Source organism: Clostridium sp. C8-1-8 (assembly GCF_009928445.1).
Lineage (GTDB): Bacteria > Bacillota > Clostridia > Clostridiales > Clostridiaceae > Clostridium_AR.
Genome location: NZ_JAABNO010000005.1, coordinates 81,188 through 104,145, shown reverse-complemented (window position 1 = coordinate 104,145; position 22,958 = coordinate 81,188). Strand labels below are relative to the sequence as shown.

At 32.7% G+C, this 22,958-nt stretch carries 18 protein-coding genes, 1 pseudogene and 1 riboswitch; of the genes and pseudogenes, 1 reads left to right on the top strand and 18 read right to left on the bottom strand.

Annotation, left to right across the window (positions count from 1 at the left end; all coding sequences use genetic code 11):
• Positions 1 to 5 precede the first annotated feature (5 nt).
• The 8 genes from GXK57_RS07420 to GXK57_RS07385 form a co-directional block, all read right to left on the bottom strand.
• Positions 6 to 1,580: an ABC transporter substrate-binding protein gene (locus tag GXK57_RS07420; RefSeq protein WP_160673774.1), complete on the bottom strand. Its 1,575-nt coding sequence runs from the start codon at positions 1,578 to 1,580 to the stop codon at positions 6 to 8.
• Between the two features lie 676 nt (positions 1,581 to 2,256).
• Complete coding sequence (locus GXK57_RS07415; protein ID WP_160673771.1) at positions 2,257 to 3,060, bottom strand: response regulator; 804 nt, start codon at positions 3,058 to 3,060, stop codon at positions 2,257 to 2,259.
• 4 nt (positions 3,061 to 3,064) lie between these two features.
• Positions 3,065 to 4,861: a sensor histidine kinase gene (locus tag GXK57_RS07410; RefSeq protein WP_160673768.1), complete on the bottom strand. Its 1,797-nt coding sequence runs from the start codon at positions 4,859 to 4,861 to the stop codon at positions 3,065 to 3,067.
• Positions 4,862 to 4,865: 4 nt separating this feature from the next.
• Positions 4,866 to 6,140, bottom strand: a complete 1,275-nt coding sequence (locus GXK57_RS07405; protein ID WP_160673765.1) for an extracellular solute-binding protein — start codon at positions 6,138 to 6,140, stop codon at positions 4,866 to 4,868.
• A gap of 178 nt (positions 6,141 to 6,318) precedes the next feature.
• Positions 6,319 to 7,905: a glycoside hydrolase family 43 protein gene (locus tag GXK57_RS07400; protein ID WP_160673763.1), complete on the bottom strand. Its 1,587-nt coding sequence runs from the start codon at positions 7,903 to 7,905 to the stop codon at positions 6,319 to 6,321.
• 227 nt (positions 7,906 to 8,132) lie between these two features.
• Complete coding sequence (locus GXK57_RS07395; protein WP_160673760.1) at positions 8,133 to 9,158, bottom strand: sugar ABC transporter substrate-binding protein; 1,026 nt, start codon at positions 9,156 to 9,158, stop codon at positions 8,133 to 8,135.
• Between the two features lie 94 nt (positions 9,159 to 9,252).
• On the bottom strand, positions 9,253 to 10,260 hold the full coding sequence (locus GXK57_RS07390) for an ABC transporter permease (RefSeq protein WP_160673757.1): 1,008 nt from the start codon (positions 10,258 to 10,260) through the stop codon (positions 9,253 to 9,255).
• A gap of 2 nt (positions 10,261 to 10,262) precedes the next feature.
• Positions 10,263 to 11,756, bottom strand: coding sequence for a sugar ABC transporter ATP-binding protein (locus GXK57_RS07385; protein ID WP_160673754.1), 1,494 nt, complete (start codon positions 11,754 to 11,756; stop codon positions 10,263 to 10,265).
• Positions 11,757 to 12,202: 446 nt separating this feature from the next.
• Here GXK57_RS07385 and GXK57_RS07380 point away from each other — a divergent pair.
• Positions 12,203 to 13,606, top strand: a pseudogene (locus tag GXK57_RS07380) (glycoside hydrolase family 5 protein); the annotation flags it as partial.
• A 169-nt stretch (positions 13,607 to 13,775) separates the two neighbouring features.
• Here GXK57_RS07380 and GXK57_RS07375 read toward each other — a convergent pair.
• From GXK57_RS07375 to GXK57_RS07330, 10 genes are all read right to left on the bottom strand, one after another.
• Positions 13,776 to 14,042: a hypothetical protein gene (locus GXK57_RS07375; RefSeq protein WP_160673748.1), complete on the bottom strand. Its 267-nt coding sequence runs from the start codon at positions 14,040 to 14,042 to the stop codon at positions 13,776 to 13,778.
• A gap of 333 nt (positions 14,043 to 14,375) precedes the next feature.
• Entirely contained in the window at positions 14,376 to 14,876 is a 501-nt protein-coding gene (locus GXK57_RS07370) for a GNAT family N-acetyltransferase (RefSeq protein ID WP_160673745.1), read from the bottom strand.
• A gap of 134 nt (positions 14,877 to 15,010) precedes the next feature.
• Positions 15,011 to 15,634, bottom strand: a complete 624-nt coding sequence (locus GXK57_RS07365; RefSeq protein WP_160673742.1) for a class I SAM-dependent methyltransferase — start codon at positions 15,632 to 15,634, stop codon at positions 15,011 to 15,013.
• Between the two features lie 16 nt (positions 15,635 to 15,650).
• Positions 15,651 to 16,097, bottom strand: coding sequence for a MarR family transcriptional regulator (locus tag GXK57_RS07360; RefSeq protein WP_160673739.1), 447 nt, complete (start codon positions 16,095 to 16,097; stop codon positions 15,651 to 15,653).
• A 196-nt stretch (positions 16,098 to 16,293) separates the two neighbouring features.
• Positions 16,294 to 17,337, bottom strand: coding sequence for an ACR3 family arsenite efflux transporter (arsB, locus tag GXK57_RS07355; RefSeq protein WP_160673736.1), 1,044 nt, complete (start codon positions 17,335 to 17,337; stop codon positions 16,294 to 16,296).
• Positions 17,334 to 19,079: an arsenical pump-driving ATPase gene (gene arsA / locus GXK57_RS07350; RefSeq protein ID WP_160673733.1), complete on the bottom strand. Its 1,746-nt coding sequence runs from the start codon at positions 19,077 to 19,079 to the stop codon at positions 17,334 to 17,336. Before arsA ends, arsB begins: the two co-directional genes overlap by 4 nt.
• Positions 19,080 to 19,178: 99 nt before the next feature.
• Positions 19,179 to 19,517 (bottom strand): arsenite efflux transporter metallochaperone ArsD, encoded by a 339-nt coding sequence (gene arsD, locus GXK57_RS07345; protein ID WP_160673730.1) that lies wholly within the window; start codon positions 19,515 to 19,517, stop codon positions 19,179 to 19,181.
• A 15-nt stretch (positions 19,518 to 19,532) separates the two neighbouring features.
• Positions 19,533 to 19,856: a metalloregulator ArsR/SmtB family transcription factor gene (locus GXK57_RS07340; RefSeq protein ID WP_160673727.1), complete on the bottom strand. Its 324-nt coding sequence runs from the start codon at positions 19,854 to 19,856 to the stop codon at positions 19,533 to 19,535.
• A gap of 441 nt (positions 19,857 to 20,297) precedes the next feature.
• The gene (locus tag GXK57_RS07335; RefSeq protein WP_160673724.1) at positions 20,298 to 20,972 is read right to left on the bottom strand and encodes a hypothetical protein; all 675 of its coding nucleotides are present in this window, start codon (positions 20,970 to 20,972) and stop codon (positions 20,298 to 20,300) included.
• A gap of 92 nt (positions 20,973 to 21,064) precedes the next feature.
• Positions 21,065 to 22,237 carry a phosphoribosylaminoimidazolecarboxamide formyltransferase gene (locus GXK57_RS07330; protein WP_160673721.1) on the bottom strand — a complete coding sequence of 391 codons (1,173 nt, stop codon included), beginning with the start codon at positions 22,235 to 22,237 and terminating at the stop codon, positions 21,065 to 21,067.
• Positions 22,238 to 22,369: 132 nt separating this feature from the next.
• Positions 22,370 to 22,449, bottom strand: a riboswitch (ZMP/ZTP riboswitch).
• Between the last annotated feature and the right edge of the window lie 509 nt (positions 22,450 to 22,958).

The following is a 22,958-nucleotide window of genomic DNA, read 5'->3' as shown; positions in this document are numbered from 1 at the left end:
AACTCTTATTTATAGTAAAGCTTAGACATATCCTCAAAAGTATATACTGGTACTAATTGAGCATCCTTGATTCCATCTAAGTTAGAACTCATTGTAACTATTCTCTTGTTCTCAAGTATTGGATAGAAATAAGCATTGGCTTGTAATTTCTTTTGAACTTGATCATAGATATCTTTTCTCTTTGCTTCATCAGTCTCCACTCTACCAGCATTAAATAAGTCATCAATTTGCTTATCGTTATAGTGGCTGTAATTGTGTGAACTATCAGATATAAATAATGAGTTGAAAGTGTCAGGATCTATCCCCATGATGTATCCGCCAAGGAACATATCGTAGTTGCTCTTAGGATCCTTCATTTGCTTGCTTATAGCAGCATCTTCACCAGCAGCAAGTTCAACATCAATTCCAACAGCCTTTAAGTTTTGTTGAATTATAGCAGCTTCCTTTTGGTAAGGTACATTACTTCCTGGGTATCCAAGTTTAAGCTTTAAGCCTGATACTCCAGCTTTAGATAAAAGTTCCTTTGCTTTAGCTTGGTTAAATTCATACTTTTCTACATCATCAGTGTGATACTTACTTTCGTTTGGTAGGAAGGAATAAGCCTTTTTAGCATATTCTTCAGATCCAAAAGAAGCATTTATTAAATCAGTTCTGTTTAGAGCATAGAATATAGCTTGTCTTACACTTGCATCCTTAAGTTTTTCAGCGTTAGAATTAAGCACCATGTAAGCTATTCTACCTTCGTCATACTTGTAAGGTGTAAGGTTACTTCCCTTTAGAAGGCTATCTAAATCTCTTGACTGAACAGCTAGTGCATTTATTTCACCTTTTTGTAGAGAAAGCTTAGCTGTATTTGCATCAGGAATTACTCTAAATACAACATTTTGAATCTTAGCTTTACCTAAGAAGTAGTCATCGTTTCTAACCATCTTAACGTATTGACCAGCCTTGTACTCTTGTAGCTTATAAGGACCTGTACCTACAGGTTTAGCATTTTTCGCACTGTTTTCAAAGTTTGTTTCACCTTCATATACATGTTTAGGCATTATGAAGATGTTACCTAAAAGTTCCATGCCTGGAGCACTAACTTCAGGAAGTGTAAAGTTAACTGTGTAGTCATCTACTTTTGTAACTTGAACTGGCTTTCCGTTGAATATAAGCTGGCTATATGCCCAACCTGCATTTTTTTCGTTCAACATCTCATTATATGTAAACACAACGTCGTCAGCGGTAAACTTAACTCCATCGCTCCACTTAACATCTTTTCTAAGCTTTGCAGTGTAAGTTTTCTTATCTGCTGATTGTGTCATACTTTCAGCTAGGAAGTAATTAACTCCATCTACATTGTACATATATAATGGAGAATATAATGCCTTTATCTCCATAAGCCCATAACGATCGCTTGTAGTAATTACATTTACAGAATTACCTGGATCTCCATCAATACCATATACAAAGGTATCTGTTTTTGTTGCTGTAGTTGCTGCATTAGAAGCATTTTTTGTTGTGCCACAAGCAGTCATTAATAAAGCTGCTGTAGTTAACGCTGTAAGTAGCATTGATACTTTTTTAAGTTTCATTTGTTTTCTTCCCCCTTGATAAATTAAGTCAATACAACAAAACCTTAGATTAATTTCTTTAACATATAGATTTATAATTAATGAAGAAGTATTTTCTTTTTTACTGTATAACTTAACAAGTTTTTTAACCTATTAGATTACTAGGTTTAGCTAACATAATAGTTCAAAACTTCCCTAACAGCAAAAAATCCCCGTCTCCTTTTCAGAGACGAGGTTATAAACTTCGTTATCCACTCTGATTTATATAATAATACATAAAATCTAGTTAATGTATTGGTACAAACATACCGCAACGCTATATCGGGCGTTCCCGCTGAAGTCTACTTACTTTCAATTCAGAACTCAGAGATGCACTTCTTCTAAGCTTCCTCTAAAACCTCTTCCAGCCAAGGAGGTTTCTCTCTTCAGAATACTCTTAAATTACTCTTCTCTTCATCGTTTAAAACCTATATTTCTTATCTGTTTTGTATGAATTAATATTAATCCATAATCTTCTTAATGTCAACTATTATTGGATATTTTTTTAAATTAGTTATATAACAGTTAAAAAAGAGAGTTTCATCAACAAAAATATAATCGGTTTCAGTCGAAAAAATATACTCTTTTAAATATTACTAACATATCCATATACCATTTTATCTAAAATTAATTTCCCTAGAGAACAAAAAACTGATTCCTATAGAATCAGTTTTTTATATTCCTTTATTGAAAAGCCCGTATATTTTTTAAAACAAGTACTAAAATAATTTGGATCATGTATACCTATTTTTCTACCAATCTCAGAGGATTTTAAATCTGAATTTTTCAGCATATCCATAGCAATTTTCATCTTTACACTTATTATATATTCGGAAAAATTCATACCTGTTTTCGTCTTAAAAATTCTACTTAGATAACTAGAATTTACATAAAAAAATTCTGATACTAACTTTAAAGAAAGCTCATCATTTGAAATATTTTTAAGTATAAACTTTTTTATTTCTTCTATATTTAGAGATTTGTCTTCACAGTTATAATTTTCTTTTAAATCAACAATGGACCCGAAAGTGCTTATTCGATCCTTAATTTGATTATAATCCCTTTCTTTAATTCTCTCACTCAATATAGTATTTTTTAGTTTCAATATAGTACTTTTTAGCTCGTCATCATTTATCGGTTTAAGGATAAAATCACTTACCCCCACTTTTATTGCACGCTTTGCATACTCAAACTCATCGTAACCTGTAATTACAACAACTCTAACCTTATTATATCTTTCTAGAATATATCTACTCATGTCCAATCCATCTGTAGAAGGCATACAGATATCTGTCAGAATTATATCTGGAGTATTATTCTCAATCAAATTTATTGCTTCTTCTGCATTTGATGCCTCACCGATTATATCTATTCCGATTTCCTCCCAAGAAATACAGTTTTTAATAAGATTTCTAATCAAATATTCATCATCCACTGTGATTAACTTTAATATATCATTCATACTATTACTCCACTTCCTTCTGAGGTAAAGTTATAACTATATTAGTACCAATATTTTTTTCACTGGTGATAGAAAAGCTACATTCATCTCCATAGAAAACTTTTAGCCTTTCTCTGGTAGCTCTAACTCCAATACCAGAAGATGAACTTTCCAAAACATCTTTTAATTTTTCTGCATCAATGCCACAGCCATTATCTTCTACCGATAATTGAATAAAATCTAGTTTCAATTTACTAGAAATTTTAATAATTCCCTGCTCTTTTTTGTTTCTTAACCCATGATAAATTGCATTTTCAACTAAAGGCTGCAAAACTAATTTTATTATCTTAAATTCACTACAGCTTGGATCCAAATCATATATCACTTCAAATTTATCTCTATATCTTACTTTTTGGATCATCAAATAACTTTTAATGGTTTTTATTTCTTCATCGATGGTGATGATATCCTTGCCATTACTTAAACTTGTTCTATAAAATGTACCTAATGCCTTTATAACTTCATATACATTTCTATTCTCTCCAGATAGAGCTAATGAACTTATGGTATCGAAAGTATTATATAAAAAATGAGGTTTTATTTGTGACATTAGCACATCTAGCTCTGCCTTTCTTTTAAACTTCTCATCGTCTCTGATTTTATTTAAAAGAAACTTAATATGAAAAACCATTAAATTATATACGTCCTTAACCGCTCCAACTTCATCATTATAGGTTTCTATGTCCACAGTGTTGAACTCTCCATCCTTAACTGCCTTCATGGATGAATGTAGTTTTCTTAAAGGCTTAGTAATCATTCTGGATATTCCCAGTGCCCCAAAGGCAATTAAAAGTATATTTATAACTATAAATAATATAACAAAGTATTTCACATAGTTAGATTGCTCTCTCAGTTGACTATACTCACTTACACTAACCAGATTCCAATTGTTATTAGACATCTTTATGCTTGATATAATATAGTCTTTATTTTTTAATCTTTTAATAACAAACCCCTTATTTTCTGCATAAACCTTCTCTTTTTCTGCCTCATGCAATACTTGTCCATCAATATCAGGCTTAGTTATTATGTTGTTATTCTCATCTTCAATAATTAATTTCGTACCATACTTATTACTTACGCTTACTATAGAATCATAAAAGGCTTTTTCATTTATATTAATTATGAGAACTCCAATCTTTTCTTGAGTATTGATGTCGTTAATTATTCTTATAAAGGATACATAGGATTCGTAACTTCCTTCTTTATTGTGAAATAAACCTCCCCCATTTAGCTTTAATACAAAGCCTCCATGCTTGTCTAATACCTCCTTATACCACTTCATATTGTTTATATCATCCACACTAAAGGTTTTAAAGGTATTATTTTCAGAATAATACTTATTATTGTAGTTATCTAATATATAAATAGAGGCTATATTAGGATTAAAATTAGTGAACTGGGTTAGGTATTTATTTAGATTATACTGTGTCTCTAAATCGCTTTGTATATCTATGTTTTTCAAGTTATTCTGAATATCATCACTAGACACTATCATTTTCGATGCATTCGAAACATTATCAATTATTAAATTTGTACTTGCTTCAGTTGTATCTAGAGCTTCGAAGGAACTTTGCTTTAATTTCTCAGTGTTATAAGTTCTATTTATATGTTCATAAATAAAAGTAAGAGCAAAAATAGCAACTATAAAAAGTATTGAAAAATATATAGCTATTTTTAAACTTATCTTTGAATTTAAATATTTACTCTTTATATTATCTAATATGAAACCAAAGCTAAACCTAATTGACTTATCTCTCATAATCTTAATGTTTTTCCTCCAAGTTTTTCATCTCATTGGCAAATTGCTCGGGACTTATCTTTTTTTGAAATAACTTATAGACAAGTTCCTTATGTTTATTGCCTTTCTCCTCTCCTAAATAGATATCCCAGTATAGAAGGTATTTTCCACTTGCAGTAAGGTTTCTTAGTTGTTTTGAAAGCTTATTTACATTGGTTTCATCACCAGTATATTTCCAAGCAGGTAAGCCCGATCCAAACTCATAGTACCTATCTGAAATAGTCTTACATAGATATTCCAATGCCTTTACAGCCTGTTCCTTGTATTTAGTTTCACTGTTTACCATTAAAAAATCTGCTGGACCTCCAAGAAAATCATCTTCTCCTTCTGCACTTTTGTTCATCAATGGAAATGTCTTGACTATTACTTTATCTTTGATTGGAGAGTTATCAGCCTGTATTTCACCTGCAAGCCAATTTCCAGTATAATACATAGGTACTTTTCCTTGCTTAAACAGTAGCTCTGATTCATCCCTCATCGCCTTTAAGCTAAATTCATCAAAAGCTCCAAGGTCAACTAACTGCTTTAATCTCTGTGCAGCTTTTAAATATAAATTGTTAGTATCACCGCTGGATAAAGCTTTTTTACAACCTTCCATACCACCTTCTCTTAGGGCTAGAATATCGTAATATAACATGCCTGTCCATTTGTCCTGTTCACCTACTAACAATGGCGTAATTCCATCATTTCTAAAAGCGTTAACTGCCTCTAGAAGTTCATCATAATCGTTAGGTATTTTTATATTAGCTTTCTTAAATAATTCTTCATTTAAATAAAAGGTACCAACAGAAAAAGTTAGTGGTAACCCATAAACTTTATTCTTATAGGTAACATTGTCTAGCATATTTTCATTAAGTTGATTTGTGATATCCTTATCTAAAAACTTATTAAGCGCCAGAACTCTTCCAGAATCAATCATAGGTTCAGAAAAGCCTCCACCCCAAGAATAAAAAATATCTGGTAGCTCATTAGTAGCTGATGCTGTTTTTAACTTTGTCTTATATTTTTCACTTTCCACACTCTCAACTTCTATTTGTACCTTAGGGTTATCTTTGTTCCATTTATTTATTACATCTTCGATAATAATCGAGTTATTATCCTGAGATTTTTGAGCCCAGATATGCCATAATTTCAAAGTAATCTTTTGAGTCTTATTTAAATCGTTTACTTTTTCCTTATCACAACCTATAAAGATACTTGTAAATATAAATATCAAGAAAACTGAAAGTAACTTTCTCATACATCACCTCTAGGATAATTTTTTATTTTCCTATATAAATAATACCATATTACAGATATATCACTTCATATTAAAATTTATATTTTCGAATTGCTACACTTAATTAACAAAAATCTCATGTTTCAATAAAGCAGATAATGGCAAGGATTTTAGTAAAAATTCCCTGCCACGTCTATTATCAATAAATTTCTTTATAAGTAAAGTAGTCAAAATCTGCTTCAAGATTCTGTCCAGTAGCATCTTGACAACACATTCCAACAAAAGCACCAGTAAAGAAGCCTTCGCCTCTAATATAGTCATCTGACAACTTGTTAGAATCAAAATATATTGGAATATCTGTCCAGTGCTTTTCATCAAAGGAATATAAGAATCTATACTTTTCCCGTCTAACCTCTACTTTAAAATGAACTGTTTCCACATTCTGAGGTACCACTATCTTATCCTGTTTTAATGGTTCAGAAAATTTAAAGTTGTCACATTCTATTAAATTAATTACCTTTCCAAGTTCTTCATCCATTGTGATATTTATATATACCCAGTTTTCAGTGTTGTAATAGCATACAAGACCAGCCATTTGCTGAAAACTTGATGGATTAAATTGCAACCCAGTTATAGCATCAAAATTGAAGCTTTGCCATCTTCTAGCTACATGTGCTTGGAGGAATTTCGAGGTTAAAGACTGCTTCCCTCTTAGTCTTAGATAGCCTTTTCTTTCTTTTAAGGTCATTACAAACTGGTCTAACGGAACTCTCAAAGTTTGAAAATTAATATTTAGTTCTTCCTCATCAAAATCATCCCTTATAGGATAATTAGGTTCCCATTTAACTTCTTCTATTCTAGGTGCCTCTACATATAAAGAAGGTTCTCTTCCGTTAGATACATATGGCCATCCATCTTGCCATTCAATTTTTTCAATGGCTGTTTCTCTTCCCAAAGGACAGCAGCCTCTTTCTGTTAAAGGCCTTCCTACTAGGTGAGCCAAGTACCATTCATCGCTGTGAGTATGAACTAAAGAAGCATGGCCAGCCTTTTGCAAAGGGTTAGTTGGAGAATTCCAGGAAGTTAAAATTGGATTTTCTGGATGTAATTCATATGGTCCATCAATATTTTTCGATCTAGCAATTGTTACTGCATGTTCATACTTAGTGCCGCCTTCTGCTACCATCAAGTAATAATATCCATTTATCTTATAGATATGTGGCCCTTCAGTAAGCTTAATTTCTGTACCTTTAAATATAAGCTTAGGTTTCCCTATTAGTTTTTTCTCTTCTACACTATACTCTTGAAGGACTATACCATAAAATTGATGATTTCCTTCTCTATGATCCCAAACCATATTGAGTAAGTATTTCCTTCCGTCATCATCGTGAAATAATGATGGGTCAAACCCAGAACTATTTAGAAAAATAGGCTCACTCCACTGTCCAGTTATGCTATCACTAGTAACTAAGTAATTTAGTGAGTCCTTCCATATTCCTGATAACTGCTTAACATCAGTATATATTAGCCAAAACTTATTATCATAGTATGATAGGCACGGTGCCCAGATACCACCAGAATCAGGATCTCCACTCATGTTTAACTGGCTCAATCTATCCAAAGGTCTTTTTATCAAATTCCAATTTTTTAAATCCTTAGAATGATGTATCTGCACCCCCGGAAACCATTCAAAGGTCGAAGTAGCTATATAATAGTCCTCCCCACATCTACATACTGATGGGTCTGGGTTGAATCCTTTAAGAATAGGATTACTTATTTTATTCATATTAAAACCTCCTTTTCATATCTCCTGTACTTAATTGTACAACTATTGATTTTATTTTATCTAGTCTATATATTGGCTATGTTTAATAATATTGCTGAAATTCAGTAGTTATGAGATATATGCTATATGAGCATGCAATTATCCAAAATTCATCAAAATATCATATGATTGACCACTGAATTTCAACAGGGTATTTTAACAAAATCTAAATGATAAATATAGTTATATTATTTTGTTTCTGTGGTGAACTGTTTTTGCTTCTCTTTACCATAGTCAACAATTTTGTCTGCTGGTACCCATTTAACTGATACAGGGTAATTTTCGTCAACCTTTTCTCCCTTTATCTTCTTATCTAACACATCAATTACAGTCTTTCCGATAGAATAAGAGTCTTGGTCTACTATTCCTGTTATTAAGCCAGTAGATATACCATTTTCCCAAGTTGGAGTATAATCAAATCCAAAGTGATATATTTTACCAGCTTTATTCTGTGATTTGATAGCTTCCATAACTCCAGTATCAGGACCTTCAGAACCTAAAGAGAACACCGCAACCATATCCTGATTAGCAGTTATCTGTCCTTCTAGCTGCTTTTTTGACTCTGCAGCTTGATCATTGTCTTGAATTGGTTCTAACCAGGTAAAGCTCTTAGCGTCATCTCCCATAATCTTTTCAAAACCAGACTTAATGCCTGCTTGTCTATATGTCATAGTAGTTTGAGTCAAATTTACTGCAGCCATAGCTATCTTACCGCTTTTAATGCCTTTATCTTTGAGGTATTGAGCCCCTTGCTTTCCTAATTCTTCTCCAGCTAATTTGTTATCTGTACCAACATAAGAAGTTCTATTACCTTTAGTCTTAACATCAGCATCAAAGGTTACTACTGGTATATTAGCATCCTTTACTTCTTTGATTTTCTTATCAAACATATCTGGATCCATTGGAGCTACAGCAATACCTGCTGCACTATTTTGTATGGCTTCATCTACGAAACCTAAATGCTTTTCATTTTTTTGTGGTTCATTGGAAGGTGAAGTTTTAAAAACCAACTCATACCCCAAAGCTTTCGCTTCATCTTGAGCAGCCTTCTTCATTGGTGACCAATATGCTCCTGTATCTACTATCGGAACAAAATAAAGTGTCTTTCCTTTTCCTGCTGAAGCTGAAGAAGCTTTATCCTTTTGTCCACATCCTGCCAATACACTTCCGGTAACTAATAGCGCTGCAACCACAGCAATAACTTTCTTTTTCATTATAATTTCCCCCTCATATAATTCTTAATTATTTAAATAAATGGCTAACTTAGCCAAATAAATTAATAGCTTAGCTTAAAGGATTTGTAAGTTACTATCCTTTTGCCTTAAAGGTACTTCTTTTTCTGTAAAAGTCTATAATTACCGCAACCACTATAATAGCTCCAGTTACAGCCTTTTGTATAAAGGTATTAACACCTAAGATAGCAAGCCCATTTTGGAACACCTGAATAGTTAGTATACCAACCATTGCTCCACCTATAGTACCAATACCGCCTCCAAACTGAGCACCTCCAATGATTGCTGCTGCCATTGCAAATAAATCTATACCATCTGCTTCACTTGGAGCGCCTACATTTAAGCTTGACATAAGCAACAAACCTGCAAGAGCTGCAAAGATACCTTCAATTACATATACCTTTATAAAGTGCTTATCCACATTTATACCTGACAATCTAGCCGCTTCTTTATTTGATCCAACGGCATAACTATATCGGCCAAATCTAGTATTCTTCATTACAAAAGCCATAATCACTGCTAGGATTATAAAGATAACTGTATTAGAATGTACTATTCTAGCTCCAACCGTTGTGTTTGCAAGGCTATAAAACCAATCTGGTACACCTTTAATATAAATTCCGTTTGTGAAGAATAATATTAAACCTCTTATCAAGTAGCTTGTACCCATAGTTAAAATAAAAGGCTCCAGTTTAAACTTGGTTATAAGAAATCCATTGAACAATCCCCATAAGCCACCTATAGCTAAGGAAAGTATAATAACAATTACTGGATTTAATCCCTGTAGTGACAGATAGGCTGCGGCAGTACCAGAAAATGCTGCGATTGCACCAATAGAAAGATCTACACCTCCAGTTATTAACACCATGGTTATTGCCACAGTTATTATGCCAACTGTAGGTATTTGTCTTAAAAAGTTTCCAATGTTTGCAGTACTTAAGAACTTGGGACTAATGCCTGAAAAGGCTATGATTAACACAACTAAAACTAAGTAAATAGAGTATTTTAGAAGTAATTCTCTTGCATTCAAATTGGATGATTTCTTTGTTAATAAATTTGATTTTGAACTAACTTTTTGATCCATATTTAATTAGCACCTCCAACTGTAGCTAATGCCATGATTTTTTCTTGACTAGCTTCTTCTCTGTTAAGTTCACCAGTAACTTTTCCTTCACACATTACATAAATTCTATCTGACATACCTAATAATTCTGGAAGCTCCGAGGATATCATTATTACTACCTTACCTTTTCTAACTAAATCATTCATTATATGATATATTTCAGCTTTAGCACCTACATCTATCCCCTTAGTAGGCTCATCAAAAATAAATATTTCTGAATTAGTATTTAGCCACTTAGCTAGTACTATTTTCTGTTGATTTCCACCAGAAAGAGTTCCAGCCAGAGCATCAAGATTTGAAGTCTTTATAAGTAGCGCTTCTCTAAATTTCTCTCCGGTCTGTCTTAATGCCTTATGATTTAATAAAAAGCTTTTTAAATTGGTAATATTGATGTTATCATTTACACTCATAACTAGAGATAAGCCTTGCTTTTTTCTATCCTCAGTAAGCAAACATACACCATGCCTAATAGCATCTTCCGGTGACTTTAGCTTTACAAGCTTACCATTTATCTTAACGTGTCCTTTTCCAATCTTATCCGCTCCAAAGATCAGCCTCATAACTTCTGTACGTCCAGAACCTACTAAACCAGCAAACCCTAAGATTTCACCTTTTCTAGCCTTTATGCTAATGTTCTTTATTCTCCCAGTAGTATCGCATAAGTCCTTAGTCTCTAGAACTACAGGCCCTTGAGGGAAAATCTCTTTTGGAAATAGATTACTTAAGGATCTACCAACCATCATGTTTATCAGCTCATCTTGACTTATGTCCTTCACCTCAGCACTCCCTATATAAGTACCATCTCTAAGCACAGTTACTCTATCACAAATATCAAAGATTTCCTTCAATCTATGTGATATGTAGATAGCAGATACCCCTTGACTCTTTAAATGATTAATAACATTAAATAAGCTAGTAACATCTTTATTAGAAAGTGATGTAGTGGGCTCATCAAAGATGATTATCTTAGCATTTAAGCTTATAGCTTTAGCTATTTCTACCATCTGCTTTTTTGCGGTCTCCAAATCTGAAACAAGATCTGTTGCCTTTATATTAATGCCTAATCTCTCTAATATAAGCTCTGTATCTGAATATAGTTTTTTATAATTCACAATCCCAAGAGCCTTGTTCTTGTAAGGCAATCTGCCCATAAACACATTTTCAGCTACTGTTAAAGCTTCTGACAGGTTTAATTCCTGATGTACAAATCCAATTCCAAGCTCTGCTGCCTTACTTGGAGTGATGAAACCACAATCATTATCCTCAACATAAATTTTTCCTTCGTCTTGTCCATGTACTCCACCTAATACCTTCATCAGTGTAGATTTACCTGCTCCATTTTCTCCTAAAAGACCATGAACCTCCCCCTTTCTAACCTCTAGGTTTATTCCCTTTAAAGCATAAACTCCAGGAAATTTTTTGTGTATGTTTTCCATCCTTAAAAAAATCTCACTCACAAATTACCACCTCATCCCTCTACAAAACGTTTTCACAAGCTAATTTTAATGCATTGAAAACGTTAAATATATATAATAACTTTACTTCTACCTTTAAAATCTTTACTTCTTAAAGTCATATTAAAAAGTGTACTTATAGACATAGTGGCCTTATATATCACTTCCATTTTTAATTGTATATTCTTAAAAATCTTTTTGTAAAAATTTTACTTATTAATGTTGCAATTTTATACTAGCGGTGTTAATATGTAATTAATTCCAAATATTATAAGCATTTTTTGTATAAATCCATCATTTTATATAAAGAGTTTAATTAAAGGCTTTAATCAGGAGTATTGTTGAAATTAAGTGGTTAATAAGGAGATGCATCGGATGACTGACCACTTAATTTCAACACGATATTTTAATAAAGCCTAATTAAAATTTATTTAAGGGGGAAAAGTTTAATGAAAAGATTGAAAAAGTTCATTTCTCTAATCGCTGTTGTTTCAACAATTGTAACAACCTGCTCCTTTAGTAATGTGCAAAAAGTAAAAGCTGCTGACAACAATAATGACGACTGGCTTCATTGTGTTGGTAACAAGATTTATGATGCCAATGGCCATGAGGTTTGGCTTACTGGCGCCAATTGGTTTGGTTTTAACTGTACAGAAAACGTATTCCATGGTGCTTGGTATGATGTTAAGGATACCTTGACCAACATTGCTAACAGAGGTATCGGATTCTTGAGAGTACCAATTTCTTCTGAGCTACTCTACAGCTGGATGATTGGAAAACCTAACCCTGTGTCTAGTGTTACTGCTGCGAATAATCCTCCATATTATGTGTGCAATCCCGATTTTTACGATCCAACTACCAAGGGTGTTAAAAACAGCATGGAGATATTTGACATAATAATGACCTACTGTAAGCAGTTAGGTATTAAGGTTATGGTAGATGTCCATAGCCCAGATTCAAACAATTCAGGGCAAAACTATCCTCTTTGGTATGGAAAGACTACAACTACCGCTGGTGAAATAACTACAGATAAATGGATAGACACATTAGCTTGGCTTGCAAATAAATATAAAAATGATGATACAATTCTTGCTTTTGATCTTAAAAATGAACCTCACGGCAAAAGAGGCTACAGTGCAACTGCACCTACAGATATAGCTAAATGGGACAACTCCACTGATGAAAACAATTGGAAGTATGCCGCTGAGAAATGCTCAAAAGCTGTACTAGCTGCAAATCCTAAGGTTCTAATTATGATAGAAGGAATTGAGCAATACCCAAAGACTGAAAAAGGTTATACTTACAATACCCCAGATATTTGGGGGGCTAGTGCTGAGCAATCTCCTTGGTATGGTGCTTGGTGGGGAGGAAACCTAAGAGGAGTAAAGGACTATCCTATAAATGTTGGTGCCTTAAACAGTCAAATAGTTTATTCTCCACATGATTATGGTCCTTCAGTTGCAAGTCAAAGTTGGTTTGATAAAGACTTCACTACCCAAACCTTACTAGATGATTACTGGTATAACAGTTGGGCATATATAAATGACAAAGGAATTGCTCCACTTCTAATTGGTGAGTGGGGAGGCATCATGGATGGAGGAAAGAATCAGAAGTGGATGACTCTTCTTAGAGATTATATTGTTAGCAAGCATATAAATCATACCTTCTGGTGTATAAATCCAAACTCTGGAGATACTGGCGGACTATTAAGCTATGACTGGAAGACCTGGGATGAAGCTAAGTATGCGCTATTAAAGCCAGCATTGTGGCAAACCTCCACTGGAAAATTCATAGGTCTTGATCATCAGATACCTCTTGGAGCTAACGGAGTATCTCTTAGTCAGTATTACGGAAATAAGTAGTTATGATAAATAAAAGAGATGATAAAAAAAGATGGTTACTTAATATACTTAGCTAAAATTTTATCTGTGGCTCATCTTTAGTTTTCTAAATAATAAAATAACCTGACACTAATAAGAATTTAATGTCAGGTTATTTTACCTTATGAGAATATATATAGTTCTATGCATTTATTTTATTTAGAAACCACATGCAGGTATCTTTTATATACTTAAGCTCTATATCTTTTTCTGTATTGTTAATTGTGCTTTTGCAGTTGAATAAAATTACATTCTCCATATTACTCTTTGTTTCATCAACTCTCAATATCTTGTTTACTGTAAAAACAGTATAGCTTTCATCCTCTGAAAACACTCTAAATCTCACTGGTATAACCTTTCCATCCTTATTAAAGGCTGCCACCATTTCTATGCTCTTATTTAATATCATATTTCTCACCTCAAACTCTAATCAATAATATTATATAAGAACACACGTTCTAGCGTCAATATGTTCTATAAATTTTTCCTGTTGACAACTCGAATCTAGAATATAGATATGAGAAGTTATACCGAAAACATTGGCAAAGTATTACTGTTAGGCTCTATTAAAGTAACGTATAGAGATTAAACATATCTTATTTTTTTATTATGGATGTAAGTTTTTGCTCTTTGACATGTTTAAATCCTATTATCTTGGTTATAATATAAAAAGCCTAGCAAACACACAAAAACACCCATGAAAAAATTAAGTAAAATTAATTGTTTCATGGGTGTTTCCATTTTAATCAATTCCTGTAACTTTGCTTCTCCTCTCCATAAGCATTACATCATGCCACTTTCCGCTTGGCATCTTAGCAACGTTTTCTCTTACTCCAATTTCTCTAAAACCACATTTCTTATGGAGGCTTATACTTTTAGTATTATCTCTGATGATTCCAGAATGTAGTGTCCAAATGCCATTTTCTTCAGACTGTTTTACTGCCTCCATCAATAAAGCAGTTCCGAGTCCACTTCCTCTGCTGCTTTCACTAATGTAAATACTCAGTTCTGCAACTCCAGAATAGCATGGCCTGCTAGAAGTTGGACTTATAGCTACCCAGCCTAACACTTCATTGTTAAGACGAGCCACTAACCTACAAAATTTATGATGTGCTTTATCCCATTCTTCATAAGTAGGCACTCCGCTTTGAAATGTAGCTATTCCTGTCCTTATACCTTCTAAATATATTTCCTTCACTTGCTCCCAATCTGATGGTTGCATTTCATCTATTTCATATTCCATTTTAATACTCCTTCTTAAATAAATTTACTAAGAGCACAACTTACATTTCAAAGCATACTTAAGCTTTAGAATAAGTTCTGAAAATGCTAAAATATAGTTTTTTAAGCATAGTAATTATATAAATTATATATACTTTACTTTTCACCATAAGCCACAAAAATACTTATACTAGCTTTTTCGCAGCCACAGCTTGAAGCAGCACAGCAATTTCCTCCAACACAATCCACAAAAACATTTTTTAATCCTGCTTCTATGAACCAATTTTCTATAGCTTTGCGATCAAACCCCATCCATCTATCGTGCTGTTCAGTTACTAAGAAGTCAAATTTATGTTCGTCTAAATCAGTGACTACTAACTTTCCACCTGGTCTAATTATTCTTACCATCTCTTTTATTGTTGCTAGAGGTTCTTCTACATGATGTAAAAACATATTTGCCATGGCATAGTCAACTGCTTCACTTTCAACTGGTAGTTTTTCAGCTTCTCCCTGACGGCATTCAACGTCTCCAAAAGAATTAAACTTTTTCTTAATCTCTTCCAGCATTTCTTCTGACCTGTCTACTGCTATAACCTTTAGTCCCTTCTTTAGCAAGCCTTCTGTGATAAACCCAGTTCCAGCCCCTATATCTGCTGCAAGCTCACCATTTTTTACTTCTGCAACTTCATATGCTTTATCTCTAACTTCTTCGGTAAAGAATTCTTCTCTCATATTATCCCATTGGTTAGCTACTTCTTTAAAGTACAACTTACTATCCATATACCCATCTCCTTTACTATTCACAACATTCGCTTTTATCTATGGCAGTTAAAATCATCTCAATGCTTTCTAATACCTGATCCTTTTTACCTTCTGGAAGATTATCATAGATTTTTTTAAAATATAAATTCATATCCTCTTCGATTTCTTCATATAGCTTCTGCCCTTTATCTGTAAGTGATATAGTTAGATACCTTCTATCTTGTGGATCGATATCTCTTTTAGCTAAGTCATTTGAAACAAGATTGTTCACAGTTCTGCTCATTGTACTATTCTCAAGATTTAATACTTCTGCTAATTTGTTTAAGGAAATACTATTAGCGCGTCCTATTTCAACCAAAGCATGACATTGAGATATACTTATACTACAGCAAGAAAAACCATTATCCTCTAAAATTCCAAGTTTCCTCTCTAGTCCTCTTATAAGTTCTCGTAGCTGATTTGAATTATTTGTCAAGTTCATAAATAATTACCTCCTGTAATCATTGTACTATGCAATAGTTGCAAGTTGCAACTATTTTTGATAATTTTTACAGCAACTTTTATCTAGGCGATCTTTTTACAGGAATCAAGCGCAATGCAAGTTAAAAGTACTCTCCTAAATTTAAAAAACGCAAAAATTTAAGGAAAGTTATACAACTTCCCTTAAATTAATTATACTAAGACCTATTAAAATATCTTTTTCTCCAATATAATGCCACGTTAACAAGACCAATCATAACAGGCACCTCTACAAGTGGACCTATAACTGCAGTGAAAGCTTCTTTCGATTCAATACCAAATACAGCAACGGCTACAGCAATAGCAAGTTCGAAATTGTTACTTGCAGCGGTAAATGCTAAGGTTGTAGTTTTCTTATAATCTATACCAGATTTATAACTTATAAAGAAGGATGCAGAAAACATGATTACAAAGTATATCAAAAGTGGAACTGCTACTTTTAAAACTTCTAATGGTAGCTGTACAATATACTGACCTTTATAAGTAAACATAACTATGATTGTAAATAATAACGCAATCAATGCCAATGGACTGATTTTTGGTATAAACTTCTTCGTATACCACTCTGATCCCATCATTGGTTCTAATATTAATCTAGTCAGCATTCCTAAAGCAAAAGGAATTCCTAGGTAGACCGCCACAGATCTAGCAACTTCACCCATGGAGATACTAACTTTGTACCCATTGAGTCCAAATACCGGTGGCAATACAGTAACAAAGATATAGGCGAAAACTGAATAGAATATGACCTGAAATATTGAGTTAAAAGCAACTAATGCTGCTGCATATTCACTGTCTCCATCAGCTAAACTATTCCAGACTATAACCATTGCTATACATCTTGCAAGTCCTATCAGTATTAATCCAGTCATTAAAGCTGAATCCGATCTTAGAAAAACCATAGCAAGTATGAACATCAACACAGGTCCTATAATCCAATTTTGAACTAAAGATAAGCCTAATACTTTTGGATTTTTGAATACCTTTCCTAGTTCTTTATAATTTACCTTTGCCAGTGGTGGATACATCATAATTATTAATCCAACTGCGATAGGTATTGAAGTACTTCCAACAGATAGATTTGATAACACTTTTGATAATTCCGGTACTGCCCAGCCTAAGGTAATCCCTAAAGCCATGGCAAGAAAAATCCATAATGTAAGATATCTATCAAGCAACGATAGTTTTAATTTACTTTTCAAATAAACTCACCCTTTTTAACAATGTTTTTTATTTCTTCACTTTTCCATTCTATAACTGCATATTTACCATTGGAGATATCATTTACTTTATTAATCCAATGGACTTCATTATTTGCTTTTACCCTTAAGATATCATTGGTTGTATTTGCAGCATACAAACTTGAGTTGACAGCCCACCATTTGCTGCTTATTCCAGCACGACTTAAGTCTTCTTCTAGTCTCATTGCTTCATAAACTGGTGTAGGTTCTGCCAAAGTTACAATCACAACTTCGGTTTTACTTGAATCTCTAAGCTTAGGTAATAGTTTTTTAACAGCTTCAGGAGTATCCCCTTGTGATCTAGATATTTCTTTATTATAGCTTTCTGTAGAATCTAAAAGCAGAAGAGTATGCCCTGTTGGAGCAGTATCTATAACCACTACCTCATCTTCAGATCTTTCAACTATCTCAGCAAAAGCTCTAAAAACAGCTATTTCTTGTGTACATGGCGATCTTAAATCTTCTTCAATATACTCTATATCTTCCTCAGTCATAGTTTCTCTAGCTTTACTTAATACTTCTTCTCTATACTTTTCAAGCTCTTTCTTCTCATCTATGTTGCTCAAGGTTAATCCTTCGCTGCCATCTACAACAAATTTAAGATGCGCTGCAGGATCAGTAGTGGTAAGATGAACTTTTTTACCTTTTTTAGCTAGGCCTAATGCAATAGAAGCTGCAATAGTAGTCTTACCTACACCTCCCTTTCCCATGGTAAAGATAACTTTCTTATCTGAAGTATCTAAATCATCAATTATATCTTTTAAAGCTAGCATCTTATCTGCTTTAAGCTTTTCTTTATTCAGCTCAATTTTATCTTCCACCAAAAAAGCTCTTACATTGTCTAATCCAGTAATATTGTAAGGTCTTAGAGGAATTTCATAGGTCTTAAGATTTTTTAACCCTGTTGGGATATTCTTAATAGCCTGTTGTTGTTTTATATATATACTATTTGATAAAGTATCATCTACATGTTTAAGAACTCCATTTATGATTAATACTTGATTGTTAACACCTATTTCTTTGAGCTCACTGGCTGCTCTTTCTGCTTCCATCAAAGGAGTGTTCTCTGGTCTTGTTACTAATATAAGCGCAGTTAATTTACCATCAGACAGTGTTTTTACTGCATCTTTATACACTTCTTTCTTATCTTCTAAGCCTGCCAATTGACCAAGACAAGAGGCACCATGGTTACTTTCACTTATGAAATTGCTCCAAGCAGAAGGAAGCTGAAGCATTCTTAAAGTATGTCCTGTTGGCGCTGTATCAAATATTATATGATCAAATTCTCTTTGTATATTTTCATCAGTTATAAAGTTTGTAAATTCATTAAAGGCAGCAATTTCAACAGTGCAGGAACCAGAAAGCTGCTCCTCCATATTTTTTATAACCACCTCTGGAAGTTTACCTCTATATGGACCAACAACACTTTCCTTGTATTCATTTGCAGCATCAATAGGATTAAAATTTGCCACCATAAGATTAGGCACTTCTTCTATCTTAACCCCTTTATTGTTTAATTCTCTATTAAAAACATCCTGAAGATTTGATGCAGGGTCTGTGCTAACTAACATAACTTTCTTTCCTTGATCTGCTAAAAGCATAGCAGTAGCACAAGCTGTTGAGGTTTTACCAACTCCACCCTTGCCAGTAAAAAACATATATTTAGTTAATTCTATCTCTTTTGGATTAAATAGCTGTGACATATTTAATCCTCCTTTCCTTTTTTAAAAAATATTTTATTATGGTTTATATTAACGATTTATGTGCATGCATAAATCGTTAGTTAAACAACAACTATTAAACTATCTCTTTTTAATTTGGAGTTTTAGATAATTTTCAGGAATATCTAGCATTTCACAAAATTCTTCATTAGTTGGATAAGCCTTGGTTTTTACAACTGCTCCATCAACCATTGTAACAGGTAAAATATCTATACCATCACTATTTAACATCTCATTAATTTCTTTATTATCTACAAAAGCTTGAGGGTTATTAGTAAGATTATATCTCTCCACTATAATACCTCTGCTCTTTAAGTTGTTAAGTACAGTAGCTACTCTCAAAAGCTCTGGATCAATACTTGGGCCACATACTCCTGTTGAACAACACATAGCTGGATCAAAAATAACCATTTTTTTCATAACATCTATCTCCTTTTATTTACACTGGCATTTAGCCTTGTCTTTACATACACAATCATCAGTATCAGTTATTAGGTTCATAATAAATAACATCAATTTATTACAATTCTTATTATTTAAAGAATAATGATTCCATTGGCCTTCCTTACGACTATTAATTAGACCACAATCTATCAGCACTTTCATATGATGAGAAAGTGTTGGCTGGGTAAGATCAAAATGTTCAAGTATATCACAAGCACATTTCTCACCACAGGATAAAATATCGATTATTTTTAACCTGTTTGGATCTGAAAGTGCCTTAATTATCTTTGCATTTTCATTGTAATCAAGCTTCAATTTATCACCTCATATATTGATATTCATCTATATATTGATATTCATCTATATATTGATATTCATCTATATACTAATATATATATTATTCATAAACATGTCAATTGTTCAGTTATAAAAACATATCTAAAAAACGAATTGATATATATCTATATATAGCATTATTTTATTCAAAGGTTACAAATTAATTTAGGTAGTATTTTAGAAGTTTTCAATGTTATTATGTTTACATATAAAAATGTACGATTGGTGACAAAACTTTCATTTCATACTATTACTAATAAGCAGAACAACCCTTAAGCACTTCATCTATATCATTAAAAAAAGGTTAAAAAAATAAAATTCCTATTAGAAAATAGATGTAAGTTATTTGTAGCAATTATATATACTAGTCATAAAATATAAGGACTATATTTCTTATAAATAAGAGATATAGTCCTTATATTATTCATTTTGGCAATTTATAGTGTCCCATACTATCTGTTGGATAAACTCAGCTTCTTTTTTAGGAATATCATAAAGCACCTTGTCATTTAACTTAATTTCATTTGGTAAACCTATAGGGCTGCTTTGTAATATTACACTGTAAAATGTGCAAGCTATCAAGTAGGAACCAGTAGGATTAGCATGTTGTCCATCAATATCGTATAATTCAAGCTCTGGCTTTGAAGCTAGAGCCTTCTGCCAAGCTATGCCAGCTGGACAAAGCAAACCATTAATTTCTTTAGCAAATTCTATATATGCTTCTGTCATTATCTTTTGATTTTCCGGTTTAGCCTTTTCAGCCCATGTCATGTAAGCAATAGGAGTAGCTTCAGTTTTATTAATGAATTCATAAATTGCTTTTCCATCTCGAAGTAATGTCTCCTTCCCACCTTCAAAAGGATGTGCTACTTGCTGCATAACTACAAAATCATAATTACCATAAAGAATATTAAATCTTATTTCTGGCTCATCCTTATGCTCTCCTAAACTTTTTCCTGGTTGAGCAATCATCACTGGTTCAATCCTATGACTTGAATCCGATTGCTCTGATAGATATTTAACCATATAAGCCATATCATTATAATAGGTATGGCTATTGCCAATAAAGAGCACCTTGTAAGTATCTTTATTCATAATATTACCTCCAAAACTTATATTCAGACTTTACTGAAAATGGAATTCCTACAGCAACTATAGTTAATTTCAACAACTTTTTTAAACATAGCCTAATGATGAAATAATCTTACATTAGTAAATGCCATCGCTATATTGTATTTATCACAGGTTTCTATAACATTGTCATCTCTTATTGATCCACCAGTTTGTGCAATATAAGCTACACCGCTTTTTACTGCACGTTCTATATTATCTCCAAAAGGGAAAAATGCATCTGAGCCTAAAGCTACCTCCTTTAAATTCTGTAACCATTCTTTCTTCTCTTCTTTAGTTAATACATCAGGCTTCTCTGTAAAAATATTCTGCCAGGTTTTATCTGATAATATATCCATATAATCCTCTGAAATATAGATATCTATGGCATTGTCTCTGTCTGCCCTTTTTATACCTGGTTTAAAAGGAAGATTTAAAACCTTAGGATTTTGTCTTAAGAACCAGGTATCAGCCTTATTACCTGCCAATCTAGTACAATGAATTCTAGATTGCTGCCCTGCTCCAATACCAATTGCCTGACCATCTTTTACATAACAAACAGAGTTAGATTGAGTGTATTTCAAAGTTATAAGAGCTATAATCAAATCTCTCTTTGCATTGCTTGGCAATAGCTTATTTTGAGTAGGCAGATTTGTTAATAAATCCTCTGATATTTTTACATCATTTCGTTTTTGCTCAAAAGTCACTCCATATACCTCTTTTGTTTCAATTTCTTTAGGTTCATAGTTTTCATCAATCTGTATTATTAGATAATTACCTTTACGCTTGCTTTTTAATACATCTAATGCAGCATTAGAATATGCTGGAGCAATAACCCCATCTGAAACTTCAGTGGATAAAAATCTTGCTGTCTGCTCATCGCATTCATCAGATAAAGCAACAAAGTCACCATAAGAAGACATTCTATCAGCACCTCTTGCCCTAACATATGCAGTAGCAATATCAGATAACTCTGTTTCATCAACAAAATAAGCTTTTCTTAATACTTCTGGAAGTCTTACCGCTACCCCAACTCCAGCTGGACTAACATGCTTAAAAGAAACTGCAGCTGCAAGTCCAGTAGCTACTTTTAATTCCTTTACTAACTGCCATCCATTCAAAGCATCTAATAAATTAATGTACCCAGCATTACCATTGATTATTTTTATAGGAAGGTCTCCTTCCTTAGCAAATATTCTAGCTGGTTTTTGATTAGGATTACATCCGTACTTTAACTTTAATCCCTTCATCTCTAACATACACTCCTTTTCTTACATTTTTTTATGTTTATCCTAACTAGCTTTTATAAAACCTTGATATTGCTAGATTTAGATAACAAAAATTTATACTTTATTAAACAATAAAAAAGCCCACTATCCGGACTTTTCTGCCCAGACGGTCGGCTTTTTAGTTGTTATACTTCATGTGGTTTATTCCACTTCCGTCAGTCGTATAACCTATATGTAAAAAATATCATTATATTATAAAAATGTCAAACTGCTCTCATTTATTCTTTTAGGTATACTTAGGTTCTATTACTAATAATTTTATTTTGCAATCTAGCTTCAAACAATATATAAAAAGCTTAGTTTAGACACTTTCCGTATTTATTCCTATGCAACCTACTAAAACATAGGAATACATTATAATTAATTATCCAGTATTTCCCAGAAAATATATATTATAAAATCCATTTGTTTAGTTTTCTAAAGTCCTTCATTTTCTATTTTAATATTTATATACCTAAATTTCCATACCTGACTGAACTCCCAAAATTAAAAATACCAATGGTATGCTCTTCAATTACCTTAAAACTATAGCTTTCAAGGTAAAAAATATTTTCACATAAAAAAACACGCTACACTGCCTTACACAATAAAACATTCGCTGAAGTGGCCCTTTTAGGCGAGTCACTTTAACATCTGTTTTTTAATGGATATGAAGAAAATATAGCAGACGAATTTAACCTAG